Origin of the sequence: Simkania sp. (genome assembly GCF_965215465.1) — a bacterium.
GTDB lineage: Bacteria > Chlamydiota > Chlamydiia > Chlamydiales > Simkaniaceae > Simkania.
This window is the reverse complement of the sequence record NZ_OZ244056.1, coordinates 2,098,103-2,115,795: the sequence shown is the minus strand read 5'-3', so window position 1 is coordinate 2,115,795 and position 17,693 is coordinate 2,098,103. Positions and strand designations below refer to the sequence as shown.

The following is a 17,693-nucleotide window of genomic DNA, read 5'->3' as shown; positions in this document are numbered from 1 at the left end:
TGTTACCAAGCATCACCGGGGCTAGGCCCAAAGTTTTCGTCAAAATCGCGAGTTCGTCCCTTTCCATCTCGAGGGCTAGGTCCGAAGCCTTCATCGGGCTCCTGAACTTGACTTTTTCCATCACCTGGAGAGGGACCAAAACCTTCTTTGTCTTTATCATTTTTACTACAACCCGATAGTGAGAAAATTAAGGAAAGAATTCCAAGTAAGCAGACTTTTTTTGACATATGTTTCCTCCATTTTTATGTCTCGTTTCTTGATTACCAGGGAACGAATGTATTTGTCAAAAAAAGACTGTGATTGTTAAGGTTTTGCAAAAAAAAAATCGAGGGAAAATAAAAGTGTCTACTTATACGCCTCTTGCTGTCCAAACGAATCGACCTCCTAGCCCCCCCAATTTTAGGGAAGGTGAATATGATCACCCTGCCCAAAGTGCGATACAAGCACCACCAATTGCTCCAAAGTTAGAAGATTATGATTCAGATGACGAAACCTCAGATCTGAATATTCCACCCGCGATTAGCCAAAATCTCGGGAACCCCAAGTTTGTTGCTTTGAGTAGTGTTTTCTCAGCCGCTGTTGCGATAGGTTGCATCGCAACAATTGTGCTTGTTGACTTTGGACAAGTCTTCAATTCGTATTTAGGATTAGCAACGGCGATTTTTGGCTATTACGCTGTGACTGTTCTTTTAAGCAAAAACGCTCGAGATATTGCGAACGACTGGGTCATTTTATTCTCTCCGTTTCTATATATAGACAGCTCAAATGCTGCGAGTAATGCTGCCAACGTTCTTAACCCCTCTTCTGTTTTTCATATCACAGCGGGAGTTCTGCTCAGCTTGATGGGTGGGCAGATTACAAGTCAAATACTGAATATTGCTTTTTGGAGTGTTGAGGACGACCACGCTAACCAAGAAGATGCAATGGCTCAAGAGCTTCCGTTTCGTGCCGCAGAGCAGCTGAATATTCAGGGAGGAGATCATCGCATTCCCGTTCTCACGTCTCTAAAATTAAACTTCAGAAATGTTCAACTTAACCCTGCATATTCTCGATGCATGATGCTTCTTTTTTGGGCGGTTGTTGGAGGTATCACGACATGGGCTGGAGAGGCCTCAAATGCCGCTGTTGCAGTCAGTGCAAAAACCATCGGAATGCTTCTCTATGGTCCTGCGATTGGAGGTCTTTTGCACGAAGGGATTCGAGCTGCGAAAAGCCGTTGTAATCGTCAAATAGAAAAAGGAGAGACGCCTCTCCTTCCCTTAGCATTTTATCAAACGATTGGAAAAGTGGAAATGGTTGCAGGGGTTCTTTTTGTAGGTTTGGCTGGAATGAATCAGGATATCGTCACCCTATTTGCATCGATCTGCTATGGAATGATCAATCAAATCAAATGGATTCGTTTTACTCGAGTTCCAGTTTCAAAACAGCCCGAGCTGCGCAAAGATACTGAACATAAGCGCTCCCACATGTACACTGTCGCCCTCATTGTCCAAACTCTTGCCTGGATGGGTTTCTACAGCTGGCAGATGGCTGTAGGCTCCACCATAGAGCAAATTGCGATTTCGACCTATACATGGATTTCAATCGTAGGTGGAGCTTTACTTGCATTATTCGAAAGAAAATATCCCATTCTCAGTGGGAAAAACCGTTTGCTCAATTACCTCAGTTTTCTATTTCTAATCGCGCCCCCAGCTCCTATTTTCTTTTTTGGCATTACAAAAGTCATGAGAGTGGGAAGTTCTGCTTTAAATGGGTATGAGCTTTTACAAACTGTCTTGGCCATTTGCGCTTGGCTTGATTTAGGTCGTGCATTTGCTTCACTTTACGCAAACATTCTTTCAAATAGGGCAACTAAATACCCTGCTAACCTCACGTTTCTTTTTGGGGTTTTTGTCTACTATTTTTCTCAGCTCGTATTCGGGGTTGCTAGCACAGGAGAGGAAGCATCATGACACATTTTGATGGGGCTATCCCTAGCATGTCCTCCAGCCGATTATCCGGAGTTATTAAGAAGAAGGGATATGACTCTGCCCCTCCAGGTTTTGATTTTGGTATGGGCGACATCACTGATTCAGAAGAGCAATGGGAGAAAGAGGTGGGGTGCTGCATGTTAGACTATGAAGACACCAAAGAATTTGAACGCAGAAACGGTCAAAACATCTTTCATGTAGAGGAACAACCATGGACTTTAAGCAAGATGTTAAGTTATCTAAATAGTAGATCATCTTTTCCTGCGTTGACCATCAACCAAGCACAGCCTATAGACACCGCAGTTGATCTCATTAAACTTTTTGGGAATGATTTGAGACATATCATTATCATCCGTCAAACCCTAAAAAAAATGGGCTGCAAGCAGGTACAAACTGCATATAAATCGTCGCTTGACCTTTACAATGCAATTGCAGTAGGAATAAGCAAACAGCAAAGCGTGGCAGATATCCCCAATGTAAGGAATCATTTATTAACGATTCCATTTTCTTCAGAGAACAACACTGCGGACCATATGAAACGCTTAATAGAAACTACGGCGTTTCTCTTCTATGATATCAAACAGCAAATGCGTTTTTTCAAATTCCTACCTCCACGAGGATGGGCGCCTCAGCAAAAAAAACAAGAAGAGTTACTTACTCATCTCTACTACACCTTAAAACTTTCCCCTGAAAAAAAGGCTAAAGTTCCTGTACCTTTACTGAGGTCTCTTTTTACAACTGCAAGCATGCATACGTCTTATGGTCCTGTTTTTGCTGGTGAGTCAGTCCTTGAGTGGGGGAAGCGTATTCGTGAAATGCATGATTTTGCAATGGGCTATCTAAAATTACATCCTCAAGGCTCATTCATCACACAAGAGAAAGCGTTTCTCCCCTTTAACCCCATCGAAACCTCCGAACAAAAAGCAGTTCCCAGAAGGCTTCCCCCGTCTAAAATCGATATCATATGTGGATTTCAACTTTTTATGGTCTATCGCACTGTTGAAGCAATCGAGTTCGAACTTGCGGGTTGTCCTCCTGAGAGTACGGAGATTCCTTCTCTTCCCAAAGAGGTCAAGCATCAACTTATTCAGTATTTTTCTTCGAATGAATCACTTCGTATGGAAGTATCTTTTGTGGTTAGTTTTCCTCAACAGTTTTTAAAGGAAGAGTTACCAATTAGTGGGCATCGAATGAAAGTTCTTTCACCATTAAGGCCCTTTCTCAACAACCTTGCTCACATCCCAAAAAAGAGTCGAGCAGATCCTGCCATGGAGCAAATTTATGAATGGATTTACCATTCAAACCAAGAAAAGATTCCGGCACTTTTTCGCCACGACTACCAATTAGCGATCAATGAACTAGAAAAAGAAGATGAGAGTCCAATGCCTCATGCTCGAGAACCCAGAGACATAGTACAAGCTGTGGCACCTTTGCAAGACATTCTCAAAGATGAAGAAGAATTCAAGGAAAACGCTCTTGCATTTGCTTTTTCTTATATCTATAACGAACGTGCTGGAGGGTGTTTTAAGTTTCTCTTAGAGGTTCATAAAAGCCCCTTCATGGTCCTCCATACCAAACATATTCTCGATTATGTCTTAGAAAAATCACATCTTGAATCACTCGAAGATGATGAAGTTTTTTTCGAATTTCTTAAACATGTTCTTCCTAAGAATTTGTCCGGTCCTTCTGAAAAATTTTTCACTCTACTCATCAAACCTTATAAAGATTCATGCAATCAATCCTTTCCTGCTAGAAAAAAACTTGTAGGTCAATTTTTTGCCCTTGCTTTCTTTAAGGGCTCTATGCCCGGGAATTTTACAGGCCTTTTTAATGAGGTGTCCGACCCTCCTTCACCTAAAGATTTTCTAAATTGCCTTGAAAAAGCGGACCCCATCAACAGCGATCACTTTTTTCATGCTCTCCATTCTCATCTGCGTGGAACATTACCTCTGCAAGTTCAAATGGTTTTTGACTTTTATGAACAATTTTTTCCTTGTGATTTATCTCCTAGTGCAAAACTTTTTCTTTTATCTCAAGAACTCCCGCCTCTCCCTGCAGAAATTGATGAAGAAACAGCTCAATACGCTGCTCTTATTTTTAAAGGTCTTCCCCATCAATTTGAAGAGCACCACCGTTTGCACCTCTTTTATCTACTCATTGCGAAGCATAACAAACTGGAGAATCTTCAATTCGTTCGCATGTTTGAAGCATTTTTAGGCATGCAACTCAGTCCAGATTTGGCCTATCATTATCTCATAGGGAAGGAAAAAAAAGCTTTTTCAGGTGCAATCTTAGATGGTAAAAGTCAAAAATGTCTAAAGCTCGAAGAGATGAATCAAACGGGGTCTGAAGAAATATTTTCTGAGCTTACAAAGTTACGTTCTCACATTGCGCAACAACAACTCAGTAAGTTTTCGATCTCTCCAAGTACCATCGAGGAGATCGAAGATCAATTGGGTGCTTTTCTCAGTTTTCTTGGAATGAATGATGGGAGTATGAATGAGCTGGAGTCATGTACACAGTTTCTGGTGAGATCGGCGCTTCTCAATGATGTCAGCATCTACCACGCTCGCTGTTTTCCAATTGGTGTCACTGCAAGCGGTGTGCTGGAATTCCCGAAGGGATCAGCGCAATATGCACTTCTTCCTTTACATCATTTAGAAACCATGAAAAGTAGCCTAGGCTATTGGACGCAAACAGAGCAATCTTTCACTTATCATTTTTCGCTTGTTCATACAGCAACACTGACCACTTTTTCAGGCTCCGCCTGTCTTCCTCTCTCGCCACAAATGCTCAAGAATGAAAAAGAGTTCTTTTTCATTTTAAAAGAGCTTGCTTGGGCAACGTTTTCTGATTTTACTAATACATGGGAAGAACCCATAACACGCTTCTCGGAACTTATGGGTCTTTTGGACAAAAGAGCGAGGAATCTCTGGGCTCAATACATCCCTCAAGAGCTCGATAAAGACGAAACCATTGGTCCAGCACTGTTTGAATTTTATGAAGAACTTAAGCTCTGTTCAAGAGAAGCAACTTTATTTCTGGCTATGCAAGATGAACTTCCTCACACGGCAATGCAGAAGAAGTTGCAACGAGTTGGGGCTGTGATGAACATTCGATCGATAGAACATAGTAGCCGGCAGATATTTACAATCTTGCCTGAGGGGGAGCCCTTTTCTCCTTTTTACTCAGTTCTAGAAGATGTGACTCCATTGGTCTCTCTTTTGAATGAAGAGGTTATTCAAGGTGGAAAGGAGCTTGATCTTCATCCTGTCGAACTCCGATTGTGTTTAACTGAAGATAACGAAAAGGCAATCGATCCTGAGCCCCAAGTACAACTCACATGCAAACCTCAGGAAGTGGATTACGAAGATCCTGAATATAATAAACTTTATGAAGACAGTTGCCACTTCGCTTTTCAAGGCTATACCATGACGATGAGAATTCAGCATAGAGGGCAAATCATTGAAACAGCCTTGACTCTTTCTGAAAAGGAATTGAGTGATCCCAAGCGAGCGATGCAGTGCATGCAGTACCTGACGGCACGTTTGAAATGTACCTTTTACAACAAGATTCCCGTAGAAAAAAGGAAAGTTAGCTGGCCTGATGAAATAGGGAAAGGAAGTTTGAAGCAGGAGCAAAAATATAAGTTCTATTTGGACGAAAGACGAGAGAATTACGAATCATCTTTGCACTCAGATATCATCCCAGGAGAAAGAGGTCAGCGCTTATCTGATAGACTTAAAGAGTTTGAACGTCTGAATTATGACGAACGCATTCGTAATTCAGATAGGCTTATCGAAATAAAACTTAAAAAATTTGATCGAAGATGGACACCGAATCCAGACGATGAATAAGAAAGTCGCGGTAGGCACATGTTCCCTCATTTCTTTGACAAATTCATTTGAAAGTTGTTAATCAAGAAATAAGATATAAAAAATGGAGGAAACAAATGTCTAAGAAGCTTTATTGTCTCGGAATCCTTTCCTTAGTTTTCTTACTTTCAGGATGTGGTAAAAAGGATCATGAGAAGTTTGGTCCCAGCCCTGGAGATGGGAGCAGTCGCTTTGAAGATACCGACGAGCAATTTGGCCCCTCACCTGGGGATGGATAAGACTTTTTCCTTTCTGGGAAAGGAAAAACTCATTATGATGTTTTCTTATGTCTAAGAAAGGAAAGAATGCCATTCAGCCCACACGTGCTGAAGATTATCCAGAGTGGTACCAGCAAGTGATCAAGGCAGCAGAGCTAGCCGAGCATTCGCCTGTGCGCGGGTGCATGGTGATCAAGCCGTGGGGGTATTCAATTTGGGAAAACATGCAAAGTTTTTTGGATAAACGTTTCAAAGAAACGGGCCACCAAAATGCTTACTTTCCTCTTTTTATTCCGCTCAGCTATTTGGAAAAAGAAGCCAAGCATGTTGAAGGCTTCGCCAAAGAATGTGCGGTTGTAACACATCATCGTTTAGTTCAAGACGAAGAAGGCAAGTTAGTCCCTGATGGCGAGCTAGAAGAGCCTCTGATCGTACGCCCCACGTCTGAAATGATCATCGGCGAAATGTTTTCCAAGTGGATTGAATCTTACCGGGACCTCCCTCTTCTCATCAATCAATGGGCAAATGTTGTTCGTTGGGAAATGCGCACCCGTCTTTTTTTACGGACGGCTGAGTTTTTGTGGCAAGAAGGGCATACAGCGCATGCAACTCAAGAAGAAGCCCGTGAAGAGACGCTTAAAATGCTTGAAGTGTACGTCGATTTTATTGAAAACGTTTTGGCAATTCCTGTGATCAAAGGGGAAAAATCCGAAAGCGAACGATTTCCTGGTGCGGATAGCACTTATACCTTTGAAATGATGATGCAGGATGGAAAAGCCCTTCAAGGTGGAACATCTCACTTTCTTGGGCAAAACTTTTCAAGAGCTGCCAACATCACTTACCGTGATCAAGATGGAAAAGAGGTGTATGCTTGGACGACTTCTTGGGGAGTCACGACGCGTATGGTTGGCGGTCTCATCATGACACATGGTGATGATGATGGAATCATTCTTCCTCCACGCATTGCACCCACACATATTGTGATCATCTCTCTCATCCATAAAGAGGAATCAAAAAGAGCTGTCTTTACCTATTGCCGCGAACTTAAAGAGAAGCTATCTAAAATCGACTTTGATGGCGCACCGATTCGAGTCACAGTTGATGAAAGAGACATTCGAAGTGGTGAGAAAGTGTGGTCTTGGATCAAGAAAGGTGTTCCCATGCGTATCGAAGTCGGGCCGCGTGAACTCGAAGAAAACATCCTCAGTGTTGTGAAACGGACAAATGGTCCCAAAGAGTTTGAGAGGCATACTGAAGAAGAGTTTTTCCACACCGTTTCCGAACAACTCGAAGCGATCCAGTCGGCTCTTTACGACCGAGCCAAAGCGTTCCGGGACGAGCATCTTGTCAAAATCGACACCAAAGAAGAGTTCTACGAATTTTTTAAATCCAAAAAAGGATTTGCATACACGCACTGGTCTGGAGACCCTGCCGTAGAAGAAATGGTGGGCAAAGATCTGAGTGTCACCATCCGTTGTATTCCTCTTGAAGGCGAGAAGGAGAAGGGAACTTGTCCCTTTACTGGGAAGCCCAGCCCTCAGCGCGTTGTCTTCGCAAAGTCTTACTAATCAATACATTGCTTGAATGATCTGATTTTAAGGAACTTAAGTTTTTAGGCTTGGATTCTTCGCACACTATATGTAAAGGAACCTAAATCTTCAGTGAAAATGTTTTAAGTAGCTTTAAGCTAACAGTTTAGTCTAAGTTGTTTTTTTGTAAGTTTTTATTATTCAGAAATTTGATGAATATAAATGTTTTGTTGCTTCAAATATCTTTTGTGATATAATTAAATTAACTTTAGATGAAGATCTATAGTTTTAATTATATATCTTGGAATACTGTTCTATCAAACTAAGGGAAATCCAGCTGTTCATAATAAATATAGTCACGAACAGAGGTATGGATTTAAACCTATCATAACAAAGCACTTACACTTTCCATTTGGATGGATGTACTTGCTCATATCTATAAACAACCCAGATTTTTTTACACGTATGTGTAAAACAGATAGTTATGAAATTTTTGAACCATAAATAATGGCAAATTTCTGTCTATTTAGCATTTCGATTGGCCAAGTGCTGTCTTGACCAAACGAGTATTTGACGGCTTGAACTAGGTCTTTAGATCGAATAAGGCCGGAGGATGGATGCTGCTTAGAATGGGTTTGTTCATGAAAGAAGAGGTCGGTATGCGACATGCTTTGGTGTGTAAAAGCTGGATCCACTAATGGAAGAGGCTAGCTCTAGAACCCGGAATTCATGGCTCCAATGAGGGCAGATTTAGGATTCCCAGAGTTCTGTGTGAGCCCATGACTTTAGTGGCATGAAGATACATTACTTGTAACATTTTTTGATTGATTAAAGTGCTCGAACTTTAATCAAAAAAGTCGTGCATTTTATCAGAAAAGATTGAGTGCAGCATTGGTGCAAACTTAAGAAAAAGTTTGTAAGGAATCGTTTGACTGATTGAATTTTGAAATTTGTATTTTTTAATTGTTTGTTTTTTCGTTTAAAAAAGAATGATAAATTAATTTATTTTTTAAATATTTAACTTTTTAATTTAAAAATTAAATTAAGTTATTATAAAATTAAATTTAAGAAAAAGGAGAGTGTACTAAAAGAACATAAAAAAAAGTTCTTTGAGCGACATGAAAGCAAAATATAAACGAAGAAAACTAGATGATAAAAAATTGCAAGAGGGAGAACACTTATGTCACCTATTCCAATAGTCAGTGAAACAGATCCGACAGTTGGTGCACAACTGCCACCTTCGATAAATCCATTCGAAGCACTTCAGGATCAAGACAACGCAACGGCTCTTTATAATAAAGAGATGGCAGAATTTAATTCCTTAGCGCAGCAAAGTGCAGGATTGGCGTTACTCTACTTTGCTTTAGTTTTATGCAACACGGTACTCAATTATCAAGGGTCTGAGATGGAGATTGAATCTTCTTTGATGGATACAATCTCGCTGCTAAATGATGATTTAAATCACATTAATTCAGACATTACAAGTATTTTTAAAGACCTTGAAGATGGGGATGCCTCTAAGGACCCAACACAGCTATCCGCAGATGTAGGCCAATTTGTGAAAGATACGGCGCAATATGCTGTAGATTTGAACTGTTACTTTTATGAAGGGGGGGACTTGAAATCAGGCCAACAAGTTTCTCCTCCTTTTGAAAATGATGACTTTGCTAGTGCGATTGCAAGTGATTTTAACATCTTTCAAGTGACGAATAAGGATGGGAAGTCTGAGAGTTTGTTTCAAGCATTTGAGGATCCATCCAGCGTCACTGAAGAGGGGTGTGATCAATTCATTAACTGAGGAGTTTACGAGCGCTTACAATGGAGCATTAAATGGAGGTGACAGTGCGGGAATGAAGCAAATTGAAGATGTGATTACGAATGCTGAAACCCAGCAGAATCAGATCAACTCAACGGCTTCAACGAACCTATCTGCAGATCAACAAAAGTATAATTCCTATGAGAGTACATTGAAGAACTCGCTATCGATGATTCTATCGCTTGAGAAAAGCGCAAATAGTCACATGGCGCAAGCCTCAAGTTAAAAAGTAAGGAGAAATATCTATGGATTACCAAGAAGCTATGCTTGTTGCAATTAATGACCAAAGTAACTCGATTACTTCGCTTCAAATCGGTCAAGCTGAATCAACTGATTTTGTGGCGCAGCTCCTCGACTCTGTTTACAAGAGTGCTCAAGATGAGCAAAGAGGGATTTTGACAATGATCAGTGCATTTAATGCTTTTTATGCAGTCATGAGTAGTGGTGACTTATCTGATTATTTTGAAAATTATTGGGACGAGCATAATCCCCATACTGATCCGCCTAAGGGTGAAAGTACTTTAGAGGCAGGAGCTCTGGAGTGGCGCACAGATTTCAATAACAAATACAACCCAAATCAGAATGGGGTCCGTGTCGACCCAGAAGCTTACAATGAAAGTGGCAAAGACAAAGATAAGTACTTTGACGATCCAGATGATTGGACTATTAACTTTAGCATAGAAGGAAAATCTTACTCAATCAATGGACAGCAATTCATTGATAACTACCAGAATTATCTGGCTCTTATGCAGACAGAGTATCAGCAGTCACAGCAAGACTGGTCTAATCAAGAGCAAGGAGACCAAACAATTCTGCAAGACCAACAAAGCGGTGTTGAGGGTACAGCTCAGTCAGGGGCCAATCTCATTTCAACAGGATCGTCTATTGTTCAAGCCATGGGATTTACATCCAGTTTATTGGCATCATCAATGTAAAAAGGAGGGAACCTTATGTCGTATGAATTCAATGGACAAACATATGCAGTGCCTGAGCTGATTTCTTTAGACTCTGGAGAGCAGTCGAGTGCGCAAATAGCATCTTCTTTAGGCTCTGTAGATTCTATGGAAGAAATGAGTCTTCAAATGGTCATGTCAATTTTGCAGATCGTACTCAGTGCTTTAGAAGTAGATTATATGAAAACTCAAAGGGACTCAGAATCTGAACAAATAGATATGGGAAACTTATTGACGCAGGCAGCAGATACTCAAAGCGAAAACAAAATCAGCAGTCTAGAAGATCAAATGAGTCAGAATTCTGAGCAGGGTAGGTTGCATAAAGCCTTAAAAGGTCTTGAGATTATCGGAGCGGTTTTAATATCCGCGGTCTCAATTTTCATGGGTAACCCAGAAATTGCAGCAGTCATGATTACGATGACAACGTTGTCTGAGACAGGAGCCTTAAGTAAATTAACAGGTGATATTGCGGCAGGTTTCACTCATCTTCTCGAAGCGGCTGGCATGCCTGAGGAATCTGCTCAAAAACTCGGCGAAGTTTTAGCAGCTGTCACAGTCACTGCAGCTCTTGTCGCAGTGACATTCGGTACTGGAGCAGCATTAGGGGCTCTCACCTCAACTGAGACTTTAACAGAGGATGGTCTAGCAGAAGCTGACTCTCTTTCTACGCGCTTTTTGAAAGGGGCAAAAAGCTCTTCCAAAACTGCTTTTATGGTGGGGACTCAGGCCTTAACAGGAACAAATGGAATTGTTGACCTAATTGAACTCATGACTGTGAATGCGAGTAATCCTAAAGTGAAAGAAGCCATGCAAATCTTGGGCGAGATCATTCAGGTGATCACTTCGATCGTGGGGATGCTTGCTGGAGGCATGGGTTCGTCTTCGCAAGAAGTTGAAAGCCTCTTGTCTAAGCTTGGAGATAAGGCAGCCTCGTTTTCAAGTAAAGTTCAGGAGCTTGGATCAAAGTTAACGGAGCAACTTTCAAAAATCGATAAATCATATTTGCAGTATTTGGCTATTTCTTCGAGCTTGGCTATTCCTGCATTAGAAGCTGGACCTAGTATAGGAATAGGTGTTACTGACATACAATTAGGAGATATAAAAAGTCAGATTAGTCAAGAGCAAGCAGATTTCTCTGAGATGAAAAATAGTATCGAATTGAATCAAGCCAACCTTAAGGCTTCTCAAGATAATGCAAAGCAGATTTTACAGTCATTTGCTTCTTTGATCAGTCAAATTCCAGACTATATTGCACCGATGAGAGCGACCACGAGTGTTTTGGCCGCAGGAATTTAATTTAGGAGGACACCACATGTCAAATGTAGAAGTTAATGACCATCCAGTCGTCGGGTCAAGTAGCCCAAGCGGCTTTGCTGATTTTCAAATGGGAGCGGCGGGAGCAGTCATTTCTATTTTACTAGTTCTTGCTGAACTAGACTTTGAAATAGGAGCTCTCGATAACAAGCTTGCAGCGATGAATGCTAAAGTGTCTACAGAGACTTCGATGGCAACGGGAAAATTGCAAAAAGACCAAGGACAGCAACAGAAGAAGGCTCAAATGATGTCAGGCATCGGTCAAATAAGTAGTGCTTGTGTCAGTTTAGGAGGAACCGCTGTTGGTGAAATTTATGCAAATCGAGCACATACAAGTCTTGAAAAAGGCAAAAAGTATTTAGATCCAGTCGATAAAAAACTGGGGAACATGCTGTCTAATGCCGGAGAACCTCTGCAGAAAGAAGATTTGAAGAACCCTGCTGTTCAAAAGCGTTTACAACAGATGAAAGTCGATTTAGATCTCACTCAATCCCCACAAGAGGTTGTAACTAAGCTTGAGGGGAAAGAAGAAAAACTATCAGATCAAGACATCATGAGGCTTACGGATAATAAAGATGTGGAAGCGATCCAGAAGCATGCCAGAGAACAGATTGATCAAAAAATGGGAATAGTCAAGACCAATACCGATAAATTGCATCTGATTACACAGTCTTTACAGAACCTACCACAAGGTGTGTTCAATATGGCAGGAGCTGTTTACCAAGCTTATGCGAAAGATGATGAAGCGCAGGCAACAGTGCTCCAAAGTTTAGCGGGAATCTTTGCGGGAAATAATTCTCTCATGCAAGGCAAGTCTAGTAACGAGTTTGGATTGATACCGGGAATTGCTCAATATCTCCAACAGTTACTCATGGCAAATAAATATAATTAGGCAGGTAGAATGACCCATTATTTGAATGAAGATCTCTTACAGCCCATCAATTTTGTTTCTATGGGTCAAACCTGTCAGAAAAAAGCTATTTCTCTCTTTATTCTGAAGCTTCAATGGAGTGCGCTCCATTGTGGCTTCTTTATTTTCTTCATTGAAAATAGGAGAGTGTAAAAGGCTATATTATTTCCTCATCTTTTCCATTGACCGGGGCTGCTCAATCTCTTTAGAGGTTGGGCAGCCTTTTTATTTCATTTTTTGTTTGCCATGTGTTTCTTGTGTAAATAACAACAACACAAGCCCCAGAATCACCGACACTGGAACGATTGTTAGATATAGCCAAGAATCACCGATGGTGAAGCGAAAGCTTTGAGAAATGCCTGCTGTTTTTAGGAAAATTCTGGAGATCCAGCTCATCATTAAATGAAAAAAAGCAATGGCTAGCACAAGCATTCCTGTAGTTGTTGCGGTGACTTGTGGAATATTGCTCTCATGAATCATGATGAAGATCAAAAAAATGGACCCGGCAAAAAAAGCGCTGAGGCTAAAAAAAATGAATAGTGTTGTCGTTTTAAATTCAGGAAAATAGAAGGGGATCAGATAGAAAATAGCTGCGAGAATTGTTCCTATGGAAATCAGTATCTTGCGGCGTTTTATCCATCTTGCTAAGAATGAAAAAAATAGAATTCCTATTACAAAAAAGCAAAGTTCATACAAGTTAATATGATTGGCGATTTTTGAAGAGAATCCATAAAGGCTGGTAAAGATGGGAACGTTGAGCCCAATTAAGGGGATTCGATGTCCATGAATCAGTCCTATCGAAATGGCCATAAACCAGTTACCCCTACTTAGTAGAGATTTTTTGAGAGCTTTTTTAAATGAGGATTCTTTTATCTTGGGATGCATATCATAATTTACGCCGGGTGCTTCATCACGTAGAATGAGAAAGACAAATAGAGCGTAGACTGCAGCAATCAAGCCGTAATTGATGATTGTTGTTTTCCAACTAAAATGAGAAAGAATAAAAAAATCAATTTTTTGGCCAATTGCACTTCCTATGAAAGCTATAAATAAAGTCCATCCTGCCATAATTGAAAAACTTTTTGGAGCAAACCAGTTTGCAATCATTTTGAAAGAGCTGGTAAAGGTAACAGTCCCTCCAATGCCAATGATAAACAATGCCATCCATGAAATTCCTGGCATATGAATACTCAGCCCAAGTAAGATCATTCCAATTGCGCTGATTAGCATGACAATGCTAATAATTCTCCTTGGCCCATACTCGTCTATCAAAAAAGCAACGGGAATTTGCAAAAGAAACATAGAAATAAGGTACGGAGAGACAATCAAAACATAGTGCGGGTGCTTGGTGAGGTGATTCTTAATTAGGGGAGAATGTTCATACCAAATACTAGATTCCACCAGCATCAGGAAACAAGTGAATAAGATGCAAACCGCCCATATAAACCACGCATATTTTTTACTAGGGTGAGGCTGTAATGAGGTGTTTTTCATATTTTATTAGACTGTGAACTTTTTTTTCTAAATTAACAGTTATAGCTCGCTAAAATGATGAATATCAATTGTTGTTATTGTTGTGAAGTGGTTTTTTGCGTCAAATAACATCTATTCTTTCTATAATAAATAATGAAAAGTTGGATCTTTAATCGTTCTCCTTATATACTATCCCCGTTAATTACACGGGAGTTTGGGATGTTACAAAAAATTTTTCCTGCGCCTCTAAGAGACGCTTATCATGCCTATCAACAAAATGGGTTATCTGATCCAGAATTTCAAAAAGTTGCTATGAGACTAGGCCTTGTTGCAAGTCAGTGGTTTATTGCGAATCAAACAGGTTTGTCACATCCTATCCTAGCCCTTTCAGGGAGTATCCTATCGGTTCCGTCAGCTGCAATTGGGGCTGGAAGCTATCTTCTTTATTCCGCTATGACCAATCTTTTTTCCGAAACTGTTCTAAGTGTTGGTTATGCGGCAGCAGGTTGGGCGCTCATTGAGTACAGTGATCGTTTCCCAATGGGTTTACTTGAAACGTTTTTTACTCAAACAGAAACTCCTGAAGAGATCCCAGAAGAGACCCCGAAATATGACTATCTCAAAGTAGATTTTTCTTCAGCAGAAAGAGGCGTGTTTGGAGCAAAAACTATCGTTGATTCAGGGAAGTTGGGGACTCAAGAAGTTGTTGAGTTCTTTTATGCGAAGACAGACACCAGCGAGAATGCGAAAACTCAAGGGCCTAAGTTGACATATGGCGGAAAACAGCAACTCGACTATGAGATTTTTGCGAATACTGTACTAGAGAAAGTTGAAATGGATGGGGTGGAGTGGCTTTCTCGTGAACACTTCTATCAAGCCCAAAAATTTAAGAAAGAAAGCCCCACTTATGCAGCGATTCAAAAAGGTGAGGGTGAGTTCGCAACTGCTGGAAAACTTAGAAAAACGATCAAACAAGAAAAGTACAAAGACGACTTACTCACAGATCGAACAGGAATCGTAAATTTTGAAACGTTGCACAAAGTTAATCTCGCGTTTTTCAAGCAAAACGAAGCAGCATGCAAGCTTCTTCTGAGCACAGAAAAAGCTCCAATCATCGAACGCAATAATCACCCTGATCGTTGGGGGATTACTTTCAGGTCTGGAGTTGTGAAATACCTAGATGCAGATAAAAAACCGATCAACCGGAACCAGCAAGGGTTGATCTTGATGCTCGTTCGAGAGGAACTCTCCAAAGGCTAACTCTCTAGAAGAGTGTTTAACACTGGGAAAGCATTGATTGCATTGCTGTGGGAAAGACCTGCAGCAACAATGAGTGCTTTCCACAATGTCCAAGCTTTTCCACGAAGCAGAGTTTCATGATCGAAGGGCATGGCACTTAAAAAAGCTTCACGACTCTCTCCCTCAAAAAAAGTCCAAGCAATTGCTAAGTCGCAAGCGGGATCCCCAACATTTAACATGCCAAAGTCAATCACTGCGCTCAGCCTGCCGTTTTCTATCAGTAAATTGCTTGCGTTCATATCTCCATGGACCCAAACAGATGGCTTTTTCCACTCAGTTGCGATTGCAGCATCCCAAAGCTCATGGGCTTTTTTAGAATTGATTTGGTCTTTAAGTATCTCCAATGCTTGCCGCGTTTCAGAGTCGTAGACTTTTAGAGACCCTCCTCGATGGAAACAGTGAGGTCCAGGTGGTGGACCGTTTTTAGGGTCGATTTTTTCTAATGCGATTAGAAACTCTGCGAGTTGGGTGGCAAACATACAGAAATCCGTGATAGGTGCAATGGATGCAGGCGTTCCTTCTATGTAGCGATAAACAGACCAAGTCCAATGGTAATTTTCTGAAGGCTTTCCCATGGCTAGTGGTGTTGGGATAGGCAGGGGAAGTAAGGAGGCTAGACGAGGGAGCCAAGCGTGTTCCTTTTTCACTTGGGCAGCGTAGCACTCCGCGCTGGGGAAGCGGAGAAGCAGCTCATTTCCCAAACGAAAAGTGCGGTGATCCCACCCATCGTTTTCGATTGGTTGAATGGAAAGGTCTTTCCATTTTGGAAACTGGCTTGCAACTAAAGACTCGGCAAGTTCGGTATTGATTGGATGCATGTAGGTCAGTATGCACAATATGGGAGATTATTTCTTCCAGTACTCTTCGATCTCTTCAAGAGATTTAGCTTTGGTTTCTGGAATACGACGCCAAATGAAGAGCATGCCAAAAATGCCGATGATAGCATAGAGCCAAAACGTTCCAGTTTTTCCCAATGTGTTGACGAGATCGAGAAATGTAGAAGTGATGAGAAAGTTAGACAGCCAGTTAGCACAGGTTGCAACCCCCATCGCCATCCCGCGGATGTGAAGTGGATAGATTTCAGAGTTGATGAGCCAGCCTCCTGGTCCCAAGCTGTATGCAAATGATCCAATATAGACTAAGAGGCAAATGATAGAGACAATTCCAATGGCCCCTTGGGGTAATGCATCGGTGTGAAAACCAATTCCAAGGATGATCAAACTGATCACCATTCCGCCGAGTCCAAATTGAAGGAGGGACTTTCGTCCGACTTTGTCCAGGAGGTAAATCGCGACAAAAGTCATAAGGACATTGACCACTCCGACCCAGGTGGTTGCCAGCAAGGCGGCACTATCAGACGTGTAGCCCGCAAATTGAAAAATAGTGGGCGCATAGTAAATGATGGTGTTGATGCCTGTAATTTGTTGGATCACTGTGAGGCCTACTCCAGCGAGAAGAGCTGGACCCACTCGCTTACCGAAGAGTTCCTTCCAATGGGCTTTTTTCTGTTTGCCCATCTTTTCAATATGAGCAATCTCGAGTTTGGCATCTTCTTCTGACCCTCTAAACCTTTTTAGTATCTTGAGTGCGCCCTCGAAATTGCCGACTTTTGTAAGATATCGAGGACTCTCGGGGAAAAAGCTCATGATGATAAATTGCAACGCTGCGGGAACAGCCGCAATGGCAAACATCATCCGCCAGGATTGGCTTTGAACAAAGAGCAGCCCTATCAGGTACGACCCTAGAATTCCAATGGTGATTGCTAGTTGGTTCAGTGTGACGAGAGCTCCACGCATAAAGCGGGGAGCAAGTTCGGCGATGTAGAGAGGCGCGGTTGCAGAGGAAATCCCAATAGCAACACCCACAATCGCCCGCCAAGAGATGAGCTCTGTCACAGTATTTGAGAGAGATAACCCGATTGCGCTGACAACGAAGAGAAGACTTGAGGAAAGGACGATTTTCTTCCTACCAACTCGATCAGAAAGTGGGCCTCCAAAAAGAGCTCCAAAAATGGCACCGAGGGAAACGATAGCAATAATCAGTTCTTCTTGACCTCTTGTGAGAGTCAACTCTTTTTTAATATAAAGAATCGCCCCAGAAATGACTCCTGTATCGTAACCAAAGAGTAACCCCCCTATAGCTGCGACGATACTGATGATCGATAAGAGCCACTTTTGATTCGAACTTTCACGTGCCATATGCGTTCCTTGACCTTTTCCTCATCTTCATAGGGAAGACGATAGATGTCAAAAAAATTTTTCTAAATCGGTTGGTGACTTGCGTGAAAGCTCTGGCTTTGGTACGATTTCTTTCTTTTGCTAAAGTGAGTTACAGGC

The 17,693-nt window shown here is 41.4% G+C and carries 14 protein-coding genes; 10 read left to right on the top strand and 4 right to left on the bottom strand.

The features are described from left to right. Positions 1–2: 2 nt before the first annotated feature. Positions 3–227 (bottom strand): hypothetical protein, encoded by a 225-nt coding sequence (locus ACOOFG_RS09885; RefSeq protein WP_420421306.1) that lies wholly within the window; start codon positions 225–227, stop codon positions 3–5. Between the two features lie 114 nt (positions 228–341). Between ACOOFG_RS09885 and ACOOFG_RS09880 the strand changes: the two genes are divergently transcribed. From ACOOFG_RS09880 to ACOOFG_RS09840, 9 genes are all read left to right on the top strand, one after another. Further along, positions 342–1,952, top strand: coding sequence for a hypothetical protein (locus ACOOFG_RS09880; protein ID WP_420421305.1), 1,611 nt, complete (start codon positions 342–344; stop codon positions 1,950–1,952). Next, a complete protein-coding gene (locus tag ACOOFG_RS09875; RefSeq protein ID WP_420421304.1) occupies positions 1,949–5,827 on the top strand; it encodes a hypothetical protein in 3,879 nt (1,292 codons plus the stop codon). The genes ACOOFG_RS09880 and ACOOFG_RS09875 overlap by 4 nt, the downstream gene beginning before the upstream one ends. A 95-nt stretch (positions 5,828–5,922) precedes the next feature. Then, complete coding sequence (locus tag ACOOFG_RS09870) at positions 5,923–6,084, top strand: hypothetical protein (protein WP_420421303.1); 162 nt, start codon at positions 5,923–5,925, stop codon at positions 6,082–6,084. Positions 6,085–6,131: 47 nt separating this feature from the next. Next, positions 6,132–7,631 carry a proline--tRNA ligase gene (gene proS / locus ACOOFG_RS09865; RefSeq protein ID WP_420421302.1) on the top strand — a complete coding sequence of 500 codons (1,500 nt, stop codon included), beginning with the start codon at positions 6,132–6,134 and terminating at the stop codon, positions 7,629–7,631. Between the two features lie 1,141 nt (positions 7,632–8,772). After that, positions 8,773–9,390, top strand: a complete 618-nt coding sequence (locus ACOOFG_RS09860; protein ID WP_420421301.1) for a hypothetical protein — start codon at positions 8,773–8,775, stop codon at positions 9,388–9,390. Further along, entirely contained in the window at positions 9,371–9,634 is a 264-nt protein-coding gene (locus ACOOFG_RS09855; protein ID WP_420421300.1) for a hypothetical protein, read from the top strand. The genes ACOOFG_RS09860 and ACOOFG_RS09855 overlap by 20 nt, the downstream gene beginning before the upstream one ends. Before the next feature lie 19 nt (positions 9,635–9,653). Further along, positions 9,654–10,343: a hypothetical protein gene (locus ACOOFG_RS09850; protein ID WP_420421299.1), complete on the top strand. Its 690-nt coding sequence runs from the start codon at positions 9,654–9,656 to the stop codon at positions 10,341–10,343. 15 nt (positions 10,344–10,358) lie between these two features. Next, positions 10,359–11,657 (top strand): type III secretion protein, encoded by a 1,299-nt coding sequence (locus ACOOFG_RS09845; protein WP_420421298.1) that lies wholly within the window; start codon positions 10,359–10,361, stop codon positions 11,655–11,657. A gap of 16 nt (positions 11,658–11,673) precedes the next feature. Continuing rightward, the gene (locus ACOOFG_RS09840; RefSeq protein ID WP_420421297.1) at positions 11,674–12,567 is read left to right on the top strand and encodes a hypothetical protein; all 894 of its coding nucleotides are present in this window, start codon (positions 11,674–11,676) and stop codon (positions 12,565–12,567) included. Between the two features lie 243 nt (positions 12,568–12,810). On the opposite strand, the gene ACOOFG_RS09835 is transcribed toward ACOOFG_RS09840, so the two are convergent. Further along, on the bottom strand, positions 12,811–13,992 hold the full coding sequence (locus ACOOFG_RS09835; RefSeq protein WP_420421296.1) for an MFS transporter: 1,182 nt from the start codon (positions 13,990–13,992) through the stop codon (positions 12,811–12,813). Between the two features lie 285 nt (positions 13,993–14,277). On the opposite strand from ACOOFG_RS09835, the gene ACOOFG_RS09830 reads away from it, so the two are divergent. After that, the gene (locus ACOOFG_RS09830) at positions 14,278–15,318 is read left to right on the top strand and encodes an NADAR family protein (protein ID WP_420421295.1); all 1,041 of its coding nucleotides are present in this window, start codon (positions 14,278–14,280) and stop codon (positions 15,316–15,318) included. Here the strand turns inward: ACOOFG_RS09830 and ACOOFG_RS09825 are convergent. Both ACOOFG_RS09825 and ACOOFG_RS09820 read right to left on the bottom strand, forming a co-directional pair. Continuing rightward, complete coding sequence (locus ACOOFG_RS09825) at positions 15,315–16,175, bottom strand: aminoglycoside phosphotransferase family protein (protein WP_420421294.1); 861 nt, start codon at positions 16,173–16,175, stop codon at positions 15,315–15,317. The genes ACOOFG_RS09830 and ACOOFG_RS09825 overlap by 4 nt on opposite strands. A 27-nt stretch (positions 16,176–16,202) precedes the next feature. After that, entirely contained in the window at positions 16,203–17,555 is a 1,353-nt protein-coding gene (locus ACOOFG_RS09820; protein WP_420421293.1) for a sugar porter family MFS transporter, read from the bottom strand. Positions 17,556–17,693 lie beyond the last annotated feature (138 nt).

Coding starts and splice junctions, on each gene's coding strand:
- ACOOFG_RS09830 (WP_420421295.1), top strand. CDS start 14,278: ATGTTACAAAAAATTTTTCCTGCGCCTCTAAGAGACGCTTATCATGCC.
- ACOOFG_RS09845 (WP_420421298.1), top strand. CDS start 10,359: ATGTCGTATGAATTCAATGGACAAACATATGCAGTGCCTGAGCTGATT.
- ACOOFG_RS09820 (WP_420421293.1), bottom strand. CDS start 17,555: ATGGCACGTGAAAGTTCGAATCAAAAGTGGCTCTTATCGATCATCAGT.
- ACOOFG_RS09840 (WP_420421297.1), top strand. CDS start 11,674: ATGTCAAATGTAGAAGTTAATGACCATCCAGTCGTCGGGTCAAGTAGC.
- ACOOFG_RS09835 (WP_420421296.1), bottom strand. CDS start 13,992: ATGCTGGTGGAATCTAGTATTTGGTATGAACATTCTCCCCTAATTAAG.
- ACOOFG_RS09825 (WP_420421294.1), bottom strand. CDS start 16,175: ATGCATCCAATCAATACCGAACTTGCCGAGTCTTTAGTTGCAAGCCAG.
- ACOOFG_RS09860 (WP_420421301.1), top strand. CDS start 8,773: ATGTCACCTATTCCAATAGTCAGTGAAACAGATCCGACAGTTGGTGCA.
- ACOOFG_RS09870 (WP_420421303.1), top strand. CDS start 5,923: ATGTCTAAGAAGCTTTATTGTCTCGGAATCCTTTCCTTAGTTTTCTTA.
- ACOOFG_RS09885 (WP_420421306.1), bottom strand. CDS start 227: ATGTCAAAAAAAGTCTGCTTACTTGGAATTCTTTCCTTAATTTTCTCA.
- ACOOFG_RS09850 (WP_420421299.1), top strand. CDS start 9,654: ATGGATTACCAAGAAGCTATGCTTGTTGCAATTAATGACCAAAGTAAC.
- ACOOFG_RS09875 (WP_420421304.1), top strand. CDS start 1,949: ATGACACATTTTGATGGGGCTATCCCTAGCATGTCCTCCAGCCGATTA.
- proS (WP_420421302.1), top strand. CDS start 6,132: ATGTCTAAGAAAGGAAAGAATGCCATTCAGCCCACACGTGCTGAAGAT.